Raw genomic sequence first — 18,370 nt, 5'->3', positions numbered from 1 at the left:
ATCAGTTCAGTCCGGCGTAGGAGTGCAGACCCGAGATGACGATATTGATGAAGAAGAGGTTGAAGACCATCGTGGCGAAAGCCAGGACATTGATCCAGGCAGCGGGCTTGCCGCGCATCCCCGGTGTTGCCCGGGCATGCAGGTAGGCAGCGTAGAGAATCCAGGTGATCAGGGAGACGGTTTCCTTGGGGTCCCAGCCCCAGAAGCGGCCCCAGGCGGCGTGAGCCCAGATAGCGCCGAAGATCACGCCGAGCCCGAAGATCGGGAGTGTCCAGATCGCTGCCCGGTAGGCCAGGGCATCCAGTTTGGAGGCATCTGGCAACGGAGTGGCCAGCACCCCGAAGAACCCCTTTTCCTGTCCACGTGGCTGAGCCCTTCGCAGCACATAGAGCAGTGACGCCATGCCGGAGACAAGGCCGATGCCACCACCGATCGACACCACCGAAACGTGGATGACGAACCAGTAGGAATTCAGCGACGGGACGACCGGAGCCACGTCGGCGTAGAGTTCCGTACCCGCGTAGAACAGCAGAAGAACGATCGGGGTGAGGATCCACGGCCACAGTACGCGCATAGCCTTGCGGCGCAGGACGTAGCAGGCGATAACCATCGCCACGCCTGAAACCACGGAGACGTACTCGAACAGGTTCCCCCACGGGAATCGGTTCGCAGCAAGTCCACGGACGACCACAAACAGGATGTGCATGGCCACGCCGAGCCAGATCACGGCCTGCGCCATGCCGCCCCACCGGTCCGTCCGACGGAACTTCTCACGCAGTGCATCGACCTGGAAGTTCTTCGGCAGGTCCTTTTCTGCCAGGGAGCCCGTGGCGATACCCGAGACATCGTGGCTACCGCCATCAAGAGCATCTCTGTCGACCGTGTCACTGTCTACAGCACCGTCGGCTCGCCCAGATCCTGCGGCGACGGACACCTTCTCCTTGTCACGTCCGGCCTTGTTCTCACCGAGGATACGGGCGCGCTCGCGACGGGTTTCCGTGGCAGACCGATACATCCCGTAGAACACCAGGGAGACTGCGAGCGCCAGCAGGTACAACGCCACAGTGGTGATGTAGGCCAGGTCAGAAAAATCCGCCAGCCCCTCATTGACGTCGTGGATATCCATCCGTCAGTTCCTCCGTCGATTATGACTGGACCGTAACTCGGTCCACGTTACTGCTCACCTGGAGTGGAAACCAAAAGTGAGCTGGTCTTTAGCATTCCTCAGGACGGTCTTGTTCCGAATCCGGGTCTTCACCGGACGTATCTGCGAGTTCGCCGGAAGTCACCTCCCTGTGGAGCTCACGCTCGAGCTCATCTTCCCAGTCTTCCCATTCGCCGTCGGTCTGCTCAAACTCTTCATCAAGCTCCTCCTCATCGAGGTGGAGAAGCTCCTCGGCGATCCGGTTGAACTCACGGCCCCAGCCGGCGGAATCGGTCCTCGCCAGCCCGGCAATCTGCAGGTGGGAGGTACCGTCGCCATTATCGGTGACACGCACCCAGAAGCGGCGGCGCTTGATGGTCAGAGATCCGACCAGGCTAATCAGCATCAGCAGAGCGAAACCCAAGACGAACGAGGTCGTCGGGTCTCGACTGACCTGCAGGTTAACGAACTCTTCAGCCCCATCGAAGCTGATCTCTGTACCATCGTCCAGGGTGACGGACTCCCCTTCCATGAGGTTGACCCGGTCCAGTTTCTGCAGCGCACCACTGTGCAGCTGCGTGGAATCCAGGGAGAAGATGTCTTGCCCGGTCCCGGCATCCAGTCCGGTGTCACCCCGGTAGATGTCGATGGCGACGGCCGGATCGTTCATCGCCGGGTAACTCGACGTCAGCAGGGAATCGTTCTCACCCGAGAACTCTGCGGTGGGAGCGAAGAGTCCCTGGATCGCCAGCTGATTCTGGCGTCGGTCATAGAGATCCTCGTACATGCCGGCCGGCGGGTCCATCTTGATCGCGCCAGACGAGAGGAAGTATGTCAGGTCGTCCGGACGGAACTGGATAGTCTCGGTACGGGTCTCCCCGTCCGGCCAGGTAACGGTGAAAGTCGGCGCATATCCGTGCCCCTGGAGGTACACCAGATCGCCGTCCACGTTGAGCGGGTGGTTGACCCGAAGCTGAGTCTTGTCCCACTCATCCGTGGGCAGCATCGCATCCTCTCCCTCGGCGTAGTCGATATCCGAGGAGAAGCTCGTCGCTTGACCGGACGGCAGGTACTCCGCCTCGAAGTTCTTCACATTCACGCAGAACGGGGTCAGGGTGGTGCCGTCGAAGAGTGGGCCGTGACGCATCGAGTCGAAGTTGGCGACGGCAGAGTTGCAGAACTCAGAGCTGGCGGAATCCGTCCCCGCAATCACAATGACCTGGCCTTCGTAGTACACCAGTCGTCCCGCCATCACCGCGACCAGAATTCCGACCAGCGACAAGTGGAACACCAGGTTGGACGCCTCGCGGAGGTAGCCCCGCTCCGCAGCGAACGACCACTTCCCCGCCCGGTCGTCCGCGGCTTCGGTAGCCCCGCCACGCCACTTGCGGAAACGCCGGGTGACCTGGTTCTGGACCTCCTCGGCCGGTGCCTCGACCGTACCTTCCACGAAGTTCGGCATCCGGGTCAGACGTTTCGGCGCCGACGGCGGACGGGTCCGCAGTGCCTTGTAGTGATCCCAACTGCGCGGCAGGATGCAGCCGATCAGTGACAGGAAGAGCAGAACGTAGATCGCCGCGAACCACGGCGAGCTGAAGACGTCGAACAGTCCGAGCTTGTCGTAGATCTCACCGATCCGACCGTTGTTCTCGATGAACTCGGTGACATTGCCGGCGTTCAAGGAACGCTGCGGCAGCAGTGCACCGGGAACAGCACCGAGAGCGAGGAGGAACAGCAGGACCAGTGCCGTCCGCATACGGGTCAGCCACTGCCAGGCCCGTTTCGGTAGACGCAGGAACCAGCGGATCATGGAAACCTTTCGGGAGAGGAACTCGGTTGAAGCCTAGATCGGCAGCGTGGTGTCGGAGACCAGACCCTGACGGATCCAGTCGACGAACAGGGCCCACTGGCCGGAGACCAGCAGAATGCCGACGATGATCAGCAGCGCACCGCCGATGAGCTGGATAGTGCGGGAGTGTTTCCGCAGCCAGCCGACTCCCCGGAGCGCTTTGGCAGAGCCCAGGGCAACAAGTATGAACGGTAGTCCCAGGCCCAGGCAGTAGGAAATGATGAGAATGACACCGCGCGCGGCGGTCATACCTTCCGTGCCGGCGGACACGGAGATGATCGCGGCGAGGGTCGGGCCCAGGCAGGGTGTCCAGCCCAGGGCGAACACCCCCCCGAGCAGTGGTGCACCGGCGAGGGTGGACCACCGCTTCGGCGCCATGCGGGTGTCGTTCTGCAACGGGCGGATGAACCCCATGAACACGATGCCCATGATGATCGTCACCACACCACCGACGCGCATGAGTGTTTCCTGGTTGATCATCAATGCACTGATCGCACCGAAAACAGTCGCGGTGGCGAGGACGAAGACCACGGTGAAACCGGCCACGAACAGCAGAGCCGCGCCACCGGCCCGCCCCCGGCGACCGGTCACCACCGTGCCTTCCCTGGTGTACTCGGTATCCGCACCGACGACTCCCGCGAGATAGGAGACATAGCCCGGAACCAGCGGAATCACACAGGGCGAGGCGAAAGAGACCAGACCCGCGACCGCGGCGGCCGCCAGGGCCAGCAGAATCGGGCCGGTGGTCACCGCCTCGGAGAACGCGGTTCCGAGATCACTCATCGTTCAGCAACGGCTCAACGGCCGCCCACAGCTCGTCGTCGTTGATCTCGCGGAGGAAGACCTTCGCAGGACGGTGCTGTTTGTCCAGCACGATGGTCGTCGGGATGACCGACGCCGGCAAGCCACCCAGCGCGAGCGCGGACTTGAACGGCGGGTCGTAGATGGAGGGGTACGTGATCCCGTTGTCCGTGACGAAGTCGCGGGCCTTGTCCGCCACGGAGTCACGCACATTGATGCCGAGGATGGTTCCACGGCCGTCGTCCTCGAACTTCTCCTGGACCCGCTGCAGATCGTCAGCTTCGCTACGGCACGGGCCGCACCACTGTCCCCAGGAATTCAGGACGACCACCTGGTCCTTGTAGTCCTCGAGGGTGATCATCTCCTCCGGCTCCATCAGTGATTCACCCTGGAGGTCGCCCACCGGTTCGCGGTCGCCTTCGTCGTAGGTGATCTCCGTCTGGCCGCCCGGGGAGACGAATTCGAAGGTACCGCCACTCGCCACGGCATCTGTCCCAGCCGTGTTGTCCTCGCCACAGGCGGACACGGCCAATGCCAACGACGCGGCGATCACAACGGCAGTCACCCGTCGTCCCTGCTGTTTCACGTTCATCACGGAATCAGATCTCCTGTGCAGGCTCCGAATAGACCATGTCGACGAGGTCGTTGCCCTCGAAGACCAGGGAGGTCACCGACGCGAGTTCGCACCGACGCGCAGCCGGGTTGTGTCTCAGCGGCAGCCCCTGGACGTCCCGCTGAACGCAGACGATGGGAAGCTGATGGGTCACACACACCGCTTCACCACCCTCAGCCCCCCGGCGGGCACGGTCGACCGCACGCCACATGCGGTCGAGAATCTCGGTGTACGGCTCGCCCCAGCTCGGGACGGTGGGGTTCGTCAGCATCGGCCACCGCTTCGGGTTCCACAGAGCTGAACGCACGCCCTTGATGTGCAGCCCTTCCAGATCGTTCCCCGCCTCAAGGAGGTCATCGTCCACCTGCGGGGCGACTCCGAGCGCCTCCGCCAGCGGTGCCACAGTTTCGCGGGCACGCTCCAGCGGTGAGGAGACGACGTAGGTGACGTCATGATCGGACAGGTCAGCGGCAATCGCGGCTGCCATCTGACGGCCGCGGACGCTGAGGTGCCAGTCGGGCAGGCGACCGTAGAGGATGCGGTCGGGGTTGTGAACCTCCCCGTGCCGGACGAGGTGGACGATCGTTGTCATGGTGTCTGACACTACCTGGCATGGTGCTCAGCTCATAAGTGAACGACTCCCCGCCCACGATGAGGTGAACGCCAGTCACCATTAGCAGCTATGCTAGCCTACCCTCATGACTTTCATCCTCCGACGCCCGGAGAACCGTACACTGGCCGCCGTTGCAGCATCCTGCCTCACCGCCACACTCCTCGTCGCCTGTTCCTCCAGTTCGGACACCACCGCCCAGGACAACCAGGACGACGACTTCACGCCGACGACCATCACCCACGCACTCGGCGAGGCCGAGATCACCTCGAAACCCGAACGCGTCGTCACCTTGGGGCAGGGATCCGCTGAAACTGCCATCGCACTCGGGGTCACCCCGGTCGGCACCGAGAGTTACGAGTGGGGAGCCGATGATTCGGGCCAGCTCCCCTGGGTCCGTGAAGCAGTCGAGGAGGAGGGCGGGGAGCTCCCCGAACTCATCACCGGAGGCGAGGAGGTCAGCGCCGAGGAAATCGCGGCGCTGGACCCCGACCTGGTCCTGGCCCCGTGGTCCGGCCTGACCCAGGACCAGTATGACCAGATCAGCGAGGTCGCCCCCACCGTCGCGTACCCCGAACACCCCTGGACCATCGACTGGGAAGACCAGATCACCACCATCGCCACCGCGCTCGGCGAACCTGACCGCGCCGAGGATCTCATCAACGGCATCGAGGACGATTTCGCCGCTGTCCGTGATGAACACCCTGACTTCGCCGACCATGATTTCGCGTTCATCTACAATCAGGGACCCGCCCAGAACATGGGCGTGTTCCTCCCCACCGAGCAACGTGCGGCGATGGTCGCCAACCTGGGCCTGCAGACAGCGCCCGTCGTGGAGGAGATGAAAGACGACGAGGTCGTCGGCACCGATTCCGCCCAGTTCAGCCTCGAGGACGCAGACCGACTCAATGACGTCGACCTGATCTTCACCTTCTACTCCGACGACGCGAACCGTCGGGAGATGCACGACAACCCGGTCTACGGCAACGTCACCGCAATACGCGACGGTGCCGAGGTCGCCCCCACCGACCAGTCCTTCGTGACGGCGTCGTCGATGATCAACCCTCTCACCGTCCCCTGGACTCTGGAGCGCTATGTTCCGATGATCCAGGAAGCGCTCTCCTCCTAGGCGCTGGGAGGCTGGCTGCCCTGCCTACACTGCCGTCGCCGCTGCAGCCGCCTTCGCGGCCGCAGCCAGAGCCGTCTCGATGCGCCCGAAGTCATCATCGGTCAAGGCAGTCGACACGAACCAGGTCTCGAAGACGCTCGGCGGTGCGAACACCCCGTTATCCAGCAGGGCGTGGAAGAACGGTGCATAGCGGAATGTATCCGCCGCCTGCATCTCAGCGAAGTTGTGTCCCTGACCTTCGGCGAACCGGATCGACAGCATCGTGGTGGCCCGCTGCATGTGATGTGCCACGCCTTCCCGCGACAATGCCTCACTGATCAGCGAAGACAGCCGGTCGGCATTGCTCTGCAACGTGGTGTAGGTTGACTCGTCCGCCAGACGCAGCGACGCCAGTCCCGACGCCGTCGCGACCGGATTTCCCGACAGTGTCCCCGCCTGGTAGACCGGCCCTTCCGGCGCGAGCATATCCATGATCTCGGCCCGCCCACCGAAGGCAGCGGCCGGCATCCCGCCGGACACGACCTTGCCGAACGTCGTCAGGTCACCGGCGACACCGTCCACCCCGAACCATCCGGAACGTGAGGTGCGGAAACCGGTCATGACCTCGTCGAGGATCAGCAGCGCACCGTCAGCGTGGGCGATCTCCTTCACGGCGGCGTTGAACCCGTCCTGCGGGTGCACCGTGCCCATGTTGCCCGCACTCGCCTCTGCGATGACCGCGGCGATCTGACCGGGGTTGTCAGCGAACGCGGCGCGGACAGCGTCAAGGTCGTTGTAGTCCACGACGATCGTTTCAGCAGCGGCAGACGCGGTGATCCCCGGCGAATCGGGCAGCCCCAGCGTCGCGACACCGGACCCCGCGGCAACCAACAGAGAGTCCACGTGCCCGTGGTAACACCCGTTGAACTTCAGGATCTTGTCCCTGCCGGTGAACCCGCGGGCGAGTCGGACCGCTGACATCGTTGCTTCTGTACCGGAGTTCACCAACCGCACCCGTTCCACGCTGGTGCGGTCGATGATCTCCTGTGCCAACTCCGTCTCGGCAAGGGTCGGCGCACCGAAGGACAGTCCCTTTCCGGCCGCCTCACAGACTGCCTCGACCACTGCGGGATGGGCGTTGCCGTGGAGCATCGGCCCCCAGGAACAGATCAGGTCGACATAGTCGTTTCCGTCGATGTCGGTGAGCCTCGACCCCGCCGCAGAGGCAATGAACGGTGCAGTCCCCCCGACCGAGCCGAATGCGCGTACAGGCGAGTTCACCCCGCCGGGCGTGACCCCCCTCGCCCGGTCCATCGCCGCCGAGCTGTTCGTCCGTCCACTCATCTGCCACTCCTTCAGATCGCTTATCCAACTGCCCCCAGCATAATGACCGGCCTGCAGGAGCAGGTGCCCGGGTGAACGGCTGCTTCAGCAGTGATGGTCGGGGGGCGTACCCGGAGCGTTCGTCCCGGCCCGATTCAGTGCCAACTGACTCCTGACGGCACCGGTTTCACGGTCTCACCGCGACTGCCAGGGACTGAGGTTCTCACCGGCCCAGGCACGCAGTCTCCCGAGCCGGGTATCAGACCGGCTCCCGGAGACATCGGCTCCCTCACGTCCGAGGGGATCACCGATGCTGTAGTCACGGTGACTGATGCGTGCGGACCGCCATTCGATCAGCAGAGACGACCCCAGCATCAGAGCGGTCGCCAGGAGTGGATTGAGGAACCCCGACACGGCGAGGACGAGGGCAATGATGTTGTATCCCCAGGCAAGCCAGAGGTTCCAGTCGACCGTGGCGCGAACATGGCGGGCGAGATTCACTGATTCCGCCACGACAGCAACATCTTCCCTGATGATCACGACATCGCTGGCGGCGGAATCGAGCCCCCTCGCCTGGCCGTGGTCACCGCCCAGATTATCCAGCCTGTCCGCCGACCCCATCAGAATTCCGACGTCAGCGACATCAAGGCAGTCCAGGACGTCCTGGTCGCCGACCATCGCGACGGTGGCCCCCTGGGCATGCACGCTACGCACGGTCGCCGCCTTCCGCGCGGGGATGATGCCGGCGAGCACCTTGGAGATCCCGATCGAGTCCGCCATGCGACGTGCGACGGGATAAGTGTCCCGCGAGAGCATGTACGTTTCCACACCGGCGTCCTCCAGCCAGTGCACGGAGGACTCCGCATCGGGTTTGATGCTGTCCGCGACATTGATGACGCCCCGTGCCTTCCCCCTCCAGCTGACGACGAGAGGAGCCCCACCGCTGAGGACAGCGTTGGCCAGGGTCGGGTCGCCGAGTTCCGAGAGATCACGGGGGCGCCACAGTTCTGCCTGGACAGGCCGGACCGTCTGCTCCCCGGTCCCCGGATCAGTGACAGGGAGATCGACCGTGGCGGTGAAGACGCCCCTGGGGTCGACTTCGACCGGGCCGGCCTCCAGCCAGTGCGGGACTTTGTCTCCTCCGGCACCACTGTCGCGGGACTCGCGGTCCGCCCGGACAATCGCCCGCGACACGCCGTGCGGGCTCTCGAGACTCAGTGCACCCGCCACCCGGAGCACCAGTTCGGCGACCTCTCCCTTGGCAGCGGTGACCCCGACCACGTTCATCGGGCCGGTCGTCAACGTCCCGGCACGGTTGAAGATGATGGTGTCGACCGCCGCGAGACGGTGGACGGTACCGGTGTCACGCAACAGCATCCCGCTCGAGGCGGCGCGAGCCAGACCGAGGCGGAGGGCGAGCGTGGTGGACAGGGCAAGGGCCACGGGAGCGACAGAAACCAGGACGGTGAGAGCCGTGGCGACTGCCGCGGTGACACTTTCCGCGATGGTCAACCAGCCCACCGCTGCAATGGCCGCAATGGCCACCGCCCACGGCACCAGCAGTGACGCGGTGCGGGTCGCCAGTTGCTCCAGTCGGTTCTCCTCACGTTCGGCGGCCGCGATCCAGCGTCGCACTGCAGCGATCCTGGTCCGCGATCCCGTCCTGTTCACCCGGACCTTCAGCTGTCCACCGGTGTTCCGGGATCCCGCATACACGCTGGCGCCCACTTCGACAGCGGTTTCTCCCCGCCCACCGGTGAAGGGCCCTGCCTCGACGGTCGACCGGCCGCCGACAACCTCACCGTCACAGGGGATCACGCTTCCGACGCCGACGATCACGTCGTCCCCGACCCGGACCTCCGTCGACGGGATCATCTGCTTTACAGGCTTTCCGTACCGCGACTTGCGCACCACAGTGACGTCACCGGCCCGTTCGACGGACAACATGTTCAGCGCCAGGAGTGATCGCAGGCGGGTCCGTCGGGACGCCAGTCGCCCGAACAACAGGAGAATGGTGCAGCCGCAGGCGACGTCGAAGAACACCGCATCGGTCTGGTACCCCCAGGAGATGAGGATGTTGCCGGAACGCCACCCGAGGTCACCGGTCGAACTGGTGAGCAGCTCTGCCATGGAATAGAGGTAGGCCAACAGGATCGCCGCTGAAGAAGCGGCGTCGAGGGCCGGCATCCCCCGTCGCAGTCCGCCGAGCATCGCCCGGTGGAACGGCCAGGCACACCACAGCACGACGGGTGTGGACATGGCCAGACAGATCCACTGCCAGTAGTCGAACTGCCACTCGGGGAAGAGTTGCAGGACAACAACCGGAAGGCCGAACAGCACCGCGACGAGCAGGCGTGCCCCCGTAATCAGGTTGCGCGCGGTGTACAGCACCTCAGTACCGCCGGTCTGACGCCGACGTCGCTGGCCGAGCTGGTGGAAGGAACCACCGGAGCGAGGAGTCCGGTCGCGGTTCTCGCGGTGCAGGTGCGCGTTGACACTGGTCGGACGTGCACGAGCGAGCCGTTCGGCCCGTCGTCGCAACGAGGCCACGGTCAACCAGGAATCGACCCCGGCATCGGTCATGACGTCACGGAGGACATCCGGCTGGAGGGACTCCGGCGCGGTCACCCATGCCATGGACGTGGAGTACACCACGCGCGCCTGCACTCCGGGGAGGAGGTTGAGTGCCGCCTCAACTTTGCCGGCATGTGCCGCCGAGCCCAGGTCGCCCAGGTGGAAGGTGAAGGATGTCAGGCGGGCTCCACCCCTCCCCCTCTGCTCGGGCCCGTCGTCGGAGTCATCATCATCAGCAGTGAGCCCCGCAGCGCGGGCGGCCCGACGAGCATCAGCGATAGCGCGGGTCACCGCATCCGAGGGTTCTTCTTCTCCGACGCCGTGCGTGGGGTCCTCCGGTACGACGGCCGCTTTGTGTTCTCCCGGGCCCGGTGCCGTGCGTCCCGATGCTTCCACAGGTCAGCCCTCCAGCTCTGAGGGGGTCTCCCCGAAGAACGTCCGTACAGCAGGGCGGTACATCGCCAGCGCACCAAGCGCCATGGCCAGTGCCAGCAGCGGCTGCTCCAGCCCCCCGACGTTGAAGACCCAGCCGACGAGGGTGAAGCCCATCACGACCGCCGTCGCGATCATCAGCCAACGGCGCCGACGGCCGTTGCCGCGCACCAGACCGGGAATCAGCAGGGCGATCACCACGGCCGCGATGACCTGTACCGAACCCACCCACCTCATATTCGAGGACAGCGTCTCGATATAGGCCATGTGGTCAGCATCTTCAACGACCGGACGGTGGGCCGTCCACATCATCGCGCCACTGGCCAACAGACCAATGGCCGCGATGAGGAACAGCACCACCGCTGTCTTCACCACCCCGGGTGTCCCGTCCCCGGGCTTCCAGTACCTGATCGCACGGTTACGGTCTCCGGGATCGGAGTTGTGGGAGACCGGGAACATGGTGGGCACGGCTCAACGTCCCCTGTTCTTTTTCTCCTCGGCCTCACGGGCCTTGCGCTTCTTCTTCTCGGCGCGTTCCTTGTCGAGTTCTTCACTACGCTTCGCCATCTTCTCGGCGTAGGCCTCGATCTCGGCCTTGTCCGGAAGACCGAACCAGTCGGCGTTGTCTGGCCGGGTGATCAGCCAGATACCGACCACGGCGATGACTCCGGAGATGATCGTGCCCGCACCGACCAGCAGAACCAATGGAGTGGCACCGGCATCCGGTGGGCTGGAGAACACCTGCAGCAGCGCCATGAGCGCCAGGTAGACCGACCCGACGCACAGGAAGAGGCGACTCCGCACGCCGCCCCGGGAGACCCGTCGCGTCAGGTACATGCACAGAGCCACCGCCACGAGATTGAACAGGAGGTTCAGGATCGCCGTGCCGGTCACCAGGGTGTCCTCGGAAACTCCGTCAGGTAACGAGACAGAGTTCATCTGCTCGCGCACCTGGCTCGTCAGCGCGCGCGGGTCCTGCAGGTTCATCACCAGCTGCAGGACGGCCGTCAGCGCCTGCACTGCTCCGACGAGGTACCAGGCACGGACGCCGTCACGGACATTCTCGGGCGCGTTCTTGGACGACGGAGCCAGTCCGTCCGGACGTCCGACCTTCGGCGGTGTCGGTGAAGTCTGCTGTGTCATATCGTCGACCAGCTTAGTCAACCTGGCCTCAGCCGCGCAGGAGGTGGGCTGCTTCCGTGGCCCAGTAGGTCAGGATGATGTCCGCACCGGCACGCCGGATACCGGTCAACGAGTCCATGATCGCCGCTTCACGGTCGATCCACCCGTTCTGTGCCGCGGCGGTGATCATGGAGTACTCGCCCGACACCTGATAGGCGGCGACCGGCACGGTGGAGATGTCGGCGACCTGGCGCAGGATATCGAGGTGGGGCATGGCAGGTTTGACCATCACCATGTCCGCCCCCTCGGCGATGTCGAGATCGACCTCCATGAGTGACTCACGGGCATTGCGCGGGTCCTGCTGGTAGGTCTTGCGGTCCCCCTGCAACGACGAACCGACCGCTTCCCGGAAGGGGCCGTAGAAGGCGCCGGCGTATTTGGCGGAGTACGCCAGAATCGACACGTCCTGGAAACCGGCGTCGTCCAGGGCTCGGCGGATCACGGCGATCTGGCCGTCCATCATCCCGGACGGGCTGACCACGTGCGCCCCGGCCTCGGCCTGTGCGACCGCCATCCGTGCGTAGAGCGGAAGGGTCGCATCATTGTCGATGACGGTCGTACCGAAACGGTCTTCAGTGAGGACGCCACAGTGACCGTGGTCGGTGAACTCGTCGAGACAGGTGTCTGCCATGACAATCAGGTCATCGCCGAATTCGCGACGCAGTGCCGACAACCCCCGGTTGAGGACACCGTCTACGGCCCATGCCTGGGAGCCGGTGGCGTCCTTCGATTCGGGGGTGGGGACACCGAAGAGATCGACCGAACCGACTCCGGCCGTGAGTGCCTCCTCTGCGGTACGCAGCAGGGACTCCTCGGTATGCTGCTGGACTCCCGGCATCGCGGAGATGTCACGCGCGCTGTCGATACCGTCGGCAATGAACATCGGCAGGACCAGCTGGTTGGGCTCCAGGTGGGTCTCGGCGACGAAATTACGCATCGCCGGGGTGGTGCGGAGGCGGCGGGGTCGGCGGACGAGGTGCACATCATCAGTCATGGTGCTGATGGTACGCCGGGGCAGGCGGACGGGATCAGCCCGGCACACCCCTGGTCCGTCCTACTACCCCGTCGCGGGACGGCGCCGACGCCGGCGCTTGCGCGGCGGCGGCAGCTGTCCGGCCGCGCGGAGCTCGGCCACGTGGTGCGCCAGGGCATCCACCAGCTCGGGCACACCGGCGACCTCAGGCATGACATCCACCCGCAGCCCGTGCTCACGCGCCGTCTGAGCGGCCATGGGACCGATGCAGGCGATGATGGTGCGGGTGTGGGGCTTGCCGGCGATGCCAACCAGGTTCTTCACCGTCGACGACGAGGTGAAACACACCGCGTCGAAGCCACCGGACTTGATCATGTCGCGGACCTCCTGGCTGGGAGGCGCGGCACGCACCGTGCGGTAGGCGACGACATCCTCGACCGACCAGCCCAGGTCGACGAGGCCGTCCACCAGGGTGTCCGTGGCGATGTCGGCACGCGGGAGCAGAACCCGGTCGACCGGATCAAGGTCCTGGTCGTACGCCGGGAACACGTCGACCAGCCCCGAGGCGTTGCGGGCATTGGATTTCGGCAGCAGTTCCGGGGTGATTCCGAGATCGCGGACAGCCTGGGCTGTCTTCGCTCCCACGGCGGCGACCCGGACACCCGCCAACGCGCGGGCGTCCAACCCGAACTCGGCGAGTTTCTCCCACACTGCCTTCACCGCATTGACGGAGGTGAAGACGATCCAGTGGTACCGACCGTCGACAAGCCCCTTGATCGCACGTTCCATCTGCGCCGGACTCCTCGGTGGTTCCACCGAGATCGTGGGAACCTCGATCGGGATGGCGCCGTGAGAGGCCAACCGGGCACTCATCGGACCTGCCTGGTCCTTCGCCCGTGGCACGAGCACCGTCCACCCGTACAGCGAACGATTCTCCCACCACGAGTACTTGCTGCGCCGGCTGGCCTGGGTACCGACCGTGACGACCAGCTCCTGGGGCATCTCCCCGTCTTTGGCCAACGGCCCCGACGCCGCGACAACCGACTTCAACGTGTCGAGGGTGACGTCGTAGGAACGCTGTCGACGTGTCGTGGCGTGCGAGGTGACCGTGACCGGTGTGCTTCCGGCGACATCGCGCCGCTTCAGCTCCGCGGTGATCACCGGCAGATCCGCTGGACCGGCAGTGAGGATCAGCGGCTTCGGTGCTGCGGCGATACCGTCCCAGTCGACCTCCGACGTCGCATCCGACCTCAGATCGACTGCGGTGTAACCGTCTCCGGTGGCGATACCGGTGTAGGCGGGGAGGGCCGAGGCGCCGGTCATTCCCGGCACCACCTCGAACTCCACGCCGAGCGCGGCGACCTCCTGCAGTTCCATGAGGACGGCCGGGTTGCTCACCGGGTTGCCGGCGACAAGCCGGACGACGCTGTGTCCGTGTCGGACGTGGTCGACCATCGCGTGCGCGACGGCGGAGGCCTCGACCGGCCGGATCTCGTCCGGGTCCGGTGTGTCCGGGTAGCTGGCGTACCCACCGGTCTCCGCCTCGCGCGCAGCCTCCTCCGCAGCAGCGTGGGCGGCGACGGCTTCAGTGGTGTGCGGTGCTGCGAACACGATCTCGGCAGCGGTGACCTCTGCAGGACGACGCGGCCGACGCCGGGCACCGGACGCCTTCGCTGCTTCGAGCTCGGCCTCCCACTCCTTCTCGGCGGCGATGCGTTTGTCCTCCGGGACTGGCAGGGCATCGGCGATGATGGCGCGGACGGCCTCGGTGACAGCGGGGTCGACCCAGACACGGGCGGTGTTTTCGAGGATCTCGCGGGCACGGACCGTCAGCAGCTCCGGGTTTCCGGGGCCGGCGCCGACGAACAGGACGCGTCCGCGGCCAGTCAGTGGACTGTTCGTGGGACCCGTCTGGGCAATTCCGGCAGTGGTCATCGAGGTGACTTTCTCAGGTAGGTCAGGCAGTGCTGGTGGGCTGGGGGCATGGCTGGGCCGCAGGGAAACGGTGCGACAGACCGGTCAATACCAGGTCAACGGGCACCGACGATGTCGGTGATGATTCCGGCGGCGCCGCCGTCAATGAGATCGCGACCGACCGCACGGCCGAGCTCGACGGCGGTGTGCAGCCACGGCCCCTCGGGAATCTCCAGGGCGACGGAATGTTCACGGACCAGCTGTCTTGACCCGTCGAGGGCGAAAACCCCGCCGCGTAAAGTCAGCGTGCCGTTCTCATAGGTCGACCATGCACCGACAGGCGCCGTGCAGCCTGCCTGTAATTCGGCGAGGACGGCACGCTCGGCGACGGCGGTCGCATGGGACACCGGATCGTCCAGTCCGAGGACGGCCGCAACCGCCTCGTCGTCATCGGCCCGGACCTCCACGCACAGTGCACCCTGGGCAGGTGCGGGAAGGATGTCCTCGACAGACACCGTCTCAGATGCCCGGTCGATCTCCCCGACCCGTTCGAGTCCGGCCCGTGCGAGCATGACGGCATCAAGATCGCCCGTGGCGACCCGTCCCATCCGGGTGTCGATGTTGCCACGCAGCGGGCAGACTTCCAGATCCGGACGCAACGCGCGGATCTGGGATACTCGTCGCGGCGCACCGGTGCCGATCTTCGCCCCGTCCGGCAAATCCCGCAGCGCCGCACCGTCGATGCTCACGAGCACCTCCCGAGGGTCGACACGGGCCGGGACGACCATGATGAACCTGTCGTCCGGTGCGGTGGGCAGGTCCTTGAAGGAATGTACTGCAACGTCGCACTCCCCCGCCGCCAGAGCGTTGCGCAGGGTTTCGGTGAACACACCGACCCCGATGCGGTTGACCGGCGTCTGCGCCTTCTGGGACGCATCTCCCGGGGTGTGCACGAAATGCAGTTCCGCCTCACCTGCGGCATCAGCGAACATACCCCGTAGAACGTCCGTGAGCGCGTCACGGACCGTACCCGCCTGGGTCCGTGCGAGGTTACTCGCGCGGGTGCCGACGAGAAGGTTCCGCGGCGCAGCAGTCTCACCGGTCACGATGCCTCCTCTGTCCTGTCGGGAGCCTCGGACATCACGTCCGGGAACTCCACGTACTCCTGCGGGTTCACTGCGCCCTGGTGCAGAACATTTCCGATGCGCGCCTTGCCTGCGTCACCGGGCTCAATAGCCTGTGACACCACCGAGGTTGCCCCGGACGGCAGATTGAACAGCGTCGCCAACGCTTCGGCGTAGTTCACCGTCCCGTCCTGGGAACTCAGTTTCTTGACCTGCACCGTCGGTGCGTGGAGAAGCTTGTCCACCACCCTGCGTACGGTACGGGCGACCTCAGCGCGATCCTCGTCGCCCATGCCGGGGGTCCGTCGGACCAGCTGGCCGAGTTCATCGTCGACGACGTCGGCGGCCCGGCGACGCAGCGCCTTCACCGTCGGCACCACCGACTGCACACGCACCTGCTCCAGGTATTCGGACAGTTCGGTGGCCACGATGTCACGGGCGGCGGACTCGTCCCGGGCACCGTCACCGGCGAGGGCAGTGAGCTCTTCGATGTTCAGCAGCCGGACGTCAGCGCCGCTGGCCGCGCCGGTTCCCGAGGCAACGTCAACCACGGCGTCGTCGATGTCACGGGGCATCGACAGGTCAACCAGAACCATCCGGCGGGGCCGTTCCAGCTGTGTCGCCGCCAGGTCATCCGGGCCCAGCACCGTACCGACGGCACCTGTGGCAGAGACGACGACGTCCGCCCCTCTGAGGGCGTCCACCAGACTATCCAGCCCCACGGCGTGGGCATCGACGCCTGCCTCCCTGGCGTGCGCGGCGAGGTTCTCCGCGCGGCCCACCGTACGGTTCACCACCGTGACATGGCGGACACCGGAACGACCGAGATAGGTCGACGCCAACGAGGCCATGGCACCGGCGCCGATGACCACGGCATCACGGCCCGACATGTCCTGTACACCCAACTCGGCCAGGGCATGGTCCAAGGCAAAACTGACCATGGAGGAACCTGCCTCGTCCACGCTGGTCTCCGTGTGGACCCGCTTGCCGGTGCGGAGAGCACGCTGCGTGAGATCATGCAGCGCCGTACCCACCACGCCATTGTCGGACGCGGAGGTGTACGCATTGCGCAGCTGGCCGATGACCTGCTGTTCACCTACGACCATCGAATCCAGTCCGGCGGCGACGGTCAGCATGTGCTCCGCGGCTGCATCCGCATAGCGGACATACAGATAGGGCTCGAGCTCGACCGCGTCCATCTGCGCATGCGCGGCGATGGTTTCGACCACGTGATCCAGCGCCGGGTGGAACGCCGAGGTGGCGACGTAGAACTCCATACGGTTGCACGTGGAGAGGATCAGCGCCTCGGTGACGCAGTCGCCACCGACGAGGTCACGTTCCAGACTGTTCAATTCCTCCGGAGAGACGGAGGCCTTCTCGAGAACTGGCACAGGTGCCGACCGGAAGGACAAACCGACCAGGAGGACGGCTGCCGGTCCGGTGATCCCGAGTCCTGCCATGGCTGCACAGCCTCCCGCGAAATCGTCAGTGGTTACTTTTTCCGCTGCGGCGTTTTCCGCCCACCGGCCACCGGTGGTCGACGCCGTCATGCGGTACCAGGTACCTACGGTATCCCCTTATGCCCCCCAATAACAAAAGCACCGGAGAGCACTGTTACCGACCCCCGGTTAAGGGCCAGGCACCACAAGTTCTTTCGCAGGCCCGTCAATCATCCGGTGGCGCGGGCTGATCCCAGAGCATCAACAAGCTCGTCGTCGTCGATCTCCCAGCAGGCGATCTCCTCGTCGTCCACAAGCACAACAGGCACCCGGTCGCCGAACTCGACGGCCAGGGCACGCTCCGAATCCACGTCCACGACCTGCAGCGAAACCTCCTGATCACGGCAGATCGGGGCGATCTGTTCCCTGACCCGACTGCACGAACCACAACCGGCCCGCACCATGAGCGTCACGGTCGGGCCATGATACGGAAGCTGCCGCGCACTGTTCATGTCCACTGAGCCTAGTCTCCCCCTCTCCTCGCGGACCCCGTCCACCCCGTGGCACTCCGGTCCACCCCGGACACAGCAATGAGGCGCGGCCCCGACCCCGGGAAGGGGTGGCAGGACCGCGCCTCGTGATGCACCGGCTTATTTGCCGAGTTTCCGCCGCTGGACACGGGTACGGCGAAGCATCTTGCGGTGCTTCTTCTTCGACATGCGCTTGCGACGCTTCTTGATGACAGAACCCATGGGTCCTCCCTCGTGGTTGGTCTTCGGTTAAGGATCATGCTGCTGGTCGGTTCCCGCACGGTACCCGTGGCACCGCGGGCGGACGGCAAACGGCAGGGGAACCTCACCGATCGGGACCGATCCGACACGAATGGGGATCAGTTTAACCGGCGGACCATTGCCACAGCAAAAGACCCCAGCAAAAAGCCCCTCCACCCCACCGGTTCATCACCGGTGGACTGAAGGGGAACCAGGGTCAGAACAACCCCGGAACCGCCCCCCGCGAGGGGGACGGCCGCACTAGCCTGTCTGGCCGGCCTCGTAGATCGAGGCGCCCAGATACTCCTCCACCGCCTGCTCATGCACGCGGAAGGAACGGCCGACACGCACCGCCGGCAGCTCACCGGAGTGAACCAGGCGGTAGACGGTCATCTTGGACACCCGCATAAGCTCGGCGACCTCTGCGACCGTCAGGAACGTACCACTGTCATTGTTTGCCATAATTTCCAATCCTTACGACGCACGCACGCGCTGCAGGCTTCCCCTCCTGCAG

The 18,370-nt window shown here is 65.2% G+C and carries 17 protein-coding genes; 1 reads left to right on the top strand and 16 read right to left on the bottom strand.

Annotated features, from left to right (window positions below):
- Position 1: 1 nt before the first annotated feature.
- The 5 genes from ccsB to CGLY_RS03240 all read right to left on the bottom strand — a co-directional run bounded on the left by ccsB (position 2) and on the right by CGLY_RS03240 (position 4,999).
- The gene (gene ccsB, locus CGLY_RS03260; protein ID WP_038546150.1) at positions 2-1,126 is read right to left on the bottom strand and encodes a c-type cytochrome biogenesis protein CcsB; all 1,125 of its coding nucleotides are present in this window, start codon (positions 1,124-1,126) and stop codon (positions 2-4) included.
- An 88-nt stretch (positions 1,127-1,214) separates the two neighbouring features.
- Positions 1,215-2,954 (bottom strand): cytochrome c biogenesis protein ResB, encoded by a 1,740-nt coding sequence (locus tag CGLY_RS03255; RefSeq protein WP_038546147.1) that lies wholly within the window; start codon positions 2,952-2,954, stop codon positions 1,215-1,217.
- Between the two features lie 33 nt (positions 2,955-2,987).
- Complete coding sequence (locus CGLY_RS03250) at positions 2,988-3,776, bottom strand: cytochrome c biogenesis CcdA family protein (protein ID WP_038546144.1); 789 nt, start codon at positions 3,774-3,776, stop codon at positions 2,988-2,990.
- Positions 3,769-4,386, bottom strand: a complete 618-nt coding sequence (locus CGLY_RS03245; RefSeq protein ID WP_052539586.1) for a TlpA disulfide reductase family protein — start codon at positions 4,384-4,386, stop codon at positions 3,769-3,771. Before CGLY_RS03245 ends, CGLY_RS03250 begins: the two co-directional genes overlap by 8 nt.
- A gap of 7 nt (positions 4,387-4,393) precedes the next feature.
- Positions 4,394-4,999 (bottom strand): histidine phosphatase family protein, encoded by a 606-nt coding sequence (locus tag CGLY_RS03240; protein ID WP_038546139.1) that lies wholly within the window; start codon positions 4,997-4,999, stop codon positions 4,394-4,396.
- A gap of 106 nt (positions 5,000-5,105) precedes the next feature.
- Here CGLY_RS03240 and CGLY_RS03235 point away from each other — a divergent pair, with 106 nt between their 5' ends.
- The gene (locus CGLY_RS03235) at positions 5,106-6,146 is read left to right on the top strand and encodes an iron-siderophore ABC transporter substrate-binding protein (RefSeq protein WP_038546135.1); all 1,041 of its coding nucleotides are present in this window, start codon (positions 5,106-5,108) and stop codon (positions 6,144-6,146) included.
- A gap of 24 nt (positions 6,147-6,170) precedes the next feature.
- Here the strand turns inward: CGLY_RS03235 and hemL are convergent, their stop codons facing one another.
- The 11 genes from hemL to CGLY_RS03180 all read right to left on the bottom strand — a co-directional run bounded on the left by hemL (position 6,171) and on the right by CGLY_RS03180 (position 18,318).
- Complete coding sequence (gene hemL / locus CGLY_RS03230; RefSeq protein WP_052539585.1) at positions 6,171-7,469, bottom strand: glutamate-1-semialdehyde 2,1-aminomutase; 1,299 nt, start codon at positions 7,467-7,469, stop codon at positions 6,171-6,173.
- 174 nt (positions 7,470-7,643) lie between these two features.
- Positions 7,644-10,313: a heavy metal translocating P-type ATPase gene (locus CGLY_RS03225; protein WP_038551154.1), complete on the bottom strand. Its 2,670-nt coding sequence runs from the start codon at positions 10,311-10,313 to the stop codon at positions 7,644-7,646.
- 108 nt (positions 10,314-10,421) lie between these two features.
- On the bottom strand, positions 10,422-10,913 hold the full coding sequence (locus CGLY_RS03220) for a hypothetical protein (protein WP_052539583.1): 492 nt from the start codon (positions 10,911-10,913) through the stop codon (positions 10,422-10,424).
- A 12-nt stretch (positions 10,914-10,925) separates the two neighbouring features.
- Positions 10,926-11,597, bottom strand: coding sequence for a hypothetical protein (locus CGLY_RS03215; protein ID WP_038546127.1), 672 nt, complete (start codon positions 11,595-11,597; stop codon positions 10,926-10,928).
- Positions 11,598-11,625: 28 nt separating this feature from the next.
- On the bottom strand, positions 11,626-12,630 hold the full coding sequence (gene hemB, locus CGLY_RS03210) for a porphobilinogen synthase (RefSeq protein WP_052540606.1): 1,005 nt from the start codon (positions 12,628-12,630) through the stop codon (positions 11,626-11,628).
- 63 nt (positions 12,631-12,693) lie between these two features.
- Positions 12,694-14,544, bottom strand: coding sequence for a bifunctional uroporphyrinogen-III C-methyltransferase/uroporphyrinogen-III synthase (locus CGLY_RS03205; RefSeq protein ID WP_038546123.1), 1,851 nt, complete (start codon positions 14,542-14,544; stop codon positions 12,694-12,696).
- A gap of 95 nt (positions 14,545-14,639) precedes the next feature.
- The gene (gene hemC, locus CGLY_RS03200) at positions 14,640-15,629 is read right to left on the bottom strand and encodes a hydroxymethylbilane synthase (RefSeq protein ID WP_038546120.1); all 990 of its coding nucleotides are present in this window, start codon (positions 15,627-15,629) and stop codon (positions 14,640-14,642) included.
- Entirely contained in the window at positions 15,626-17,107 is a 1,482-nt protein-coding gene (locus CGLY_RS03195) for a glutamyl-tRNA reductase (RefSeq protein WP_081803755.1), read from the bottom strand. The genes hemC and CGLY_RS03195 overlap by 4 nt, the downstream gene beginning before the upstream one ends.
- Before the next feature lie 209 nt (positions 17,108-17,316).
- Positions 17,317-17,598, bottom strand: a complete 282-nt coding sequence (locus CGLY_RS03190; RefSeq protein ID WP_052539582.1) for a glutaredoxin family protein — start codon at positions 17,596-17,598, stop codon at positions 17,317-17,319.
- Between the two features lie 138 nt (positions 17,599-17,736).
- Positions 17,737-17,838, bottom strand: coding sequence for a 30S ribosomal protein bS22 (locus CGLY_RS17055; RefSeq protein ID WP_003855542.1), 102 nt, complete (start codon positions 17,836-17,838; stop codon positions 17,737-17,739).
- A 279-nt stretch (positions 17,839-18,117) separates the two neighbouring features.
- Positions 18,118-18,318: a helix-turn-helix domain-containing protein gene (locus tag CGLY_RS03180; RefSeq protein ID WP_038546114.1), complete on the bottom strand. Its 201-nt coding sequence runs from the start codon at positions 18,316-18,318 to the stop codon at positions 18,118-18,120.
- Positions 18,319-18,370 lie beyond the last annotated feature (52 nt).

Source organism: Corynebacterium glyciniphilum AJ 3170 (genome assembly GCF_000626675.1).
In the GTDB taxonomy this organism is placed as follows: Bacteria; Actinomycetota; Actinomycetes; order Mycobacteriales; family Mycobacteriaceae; genus Corynebacterium; species Corynebacterium glyciniphilum.
This window is presented reverse-complemented; position numbering and strand designations above follow the sequence as displayed.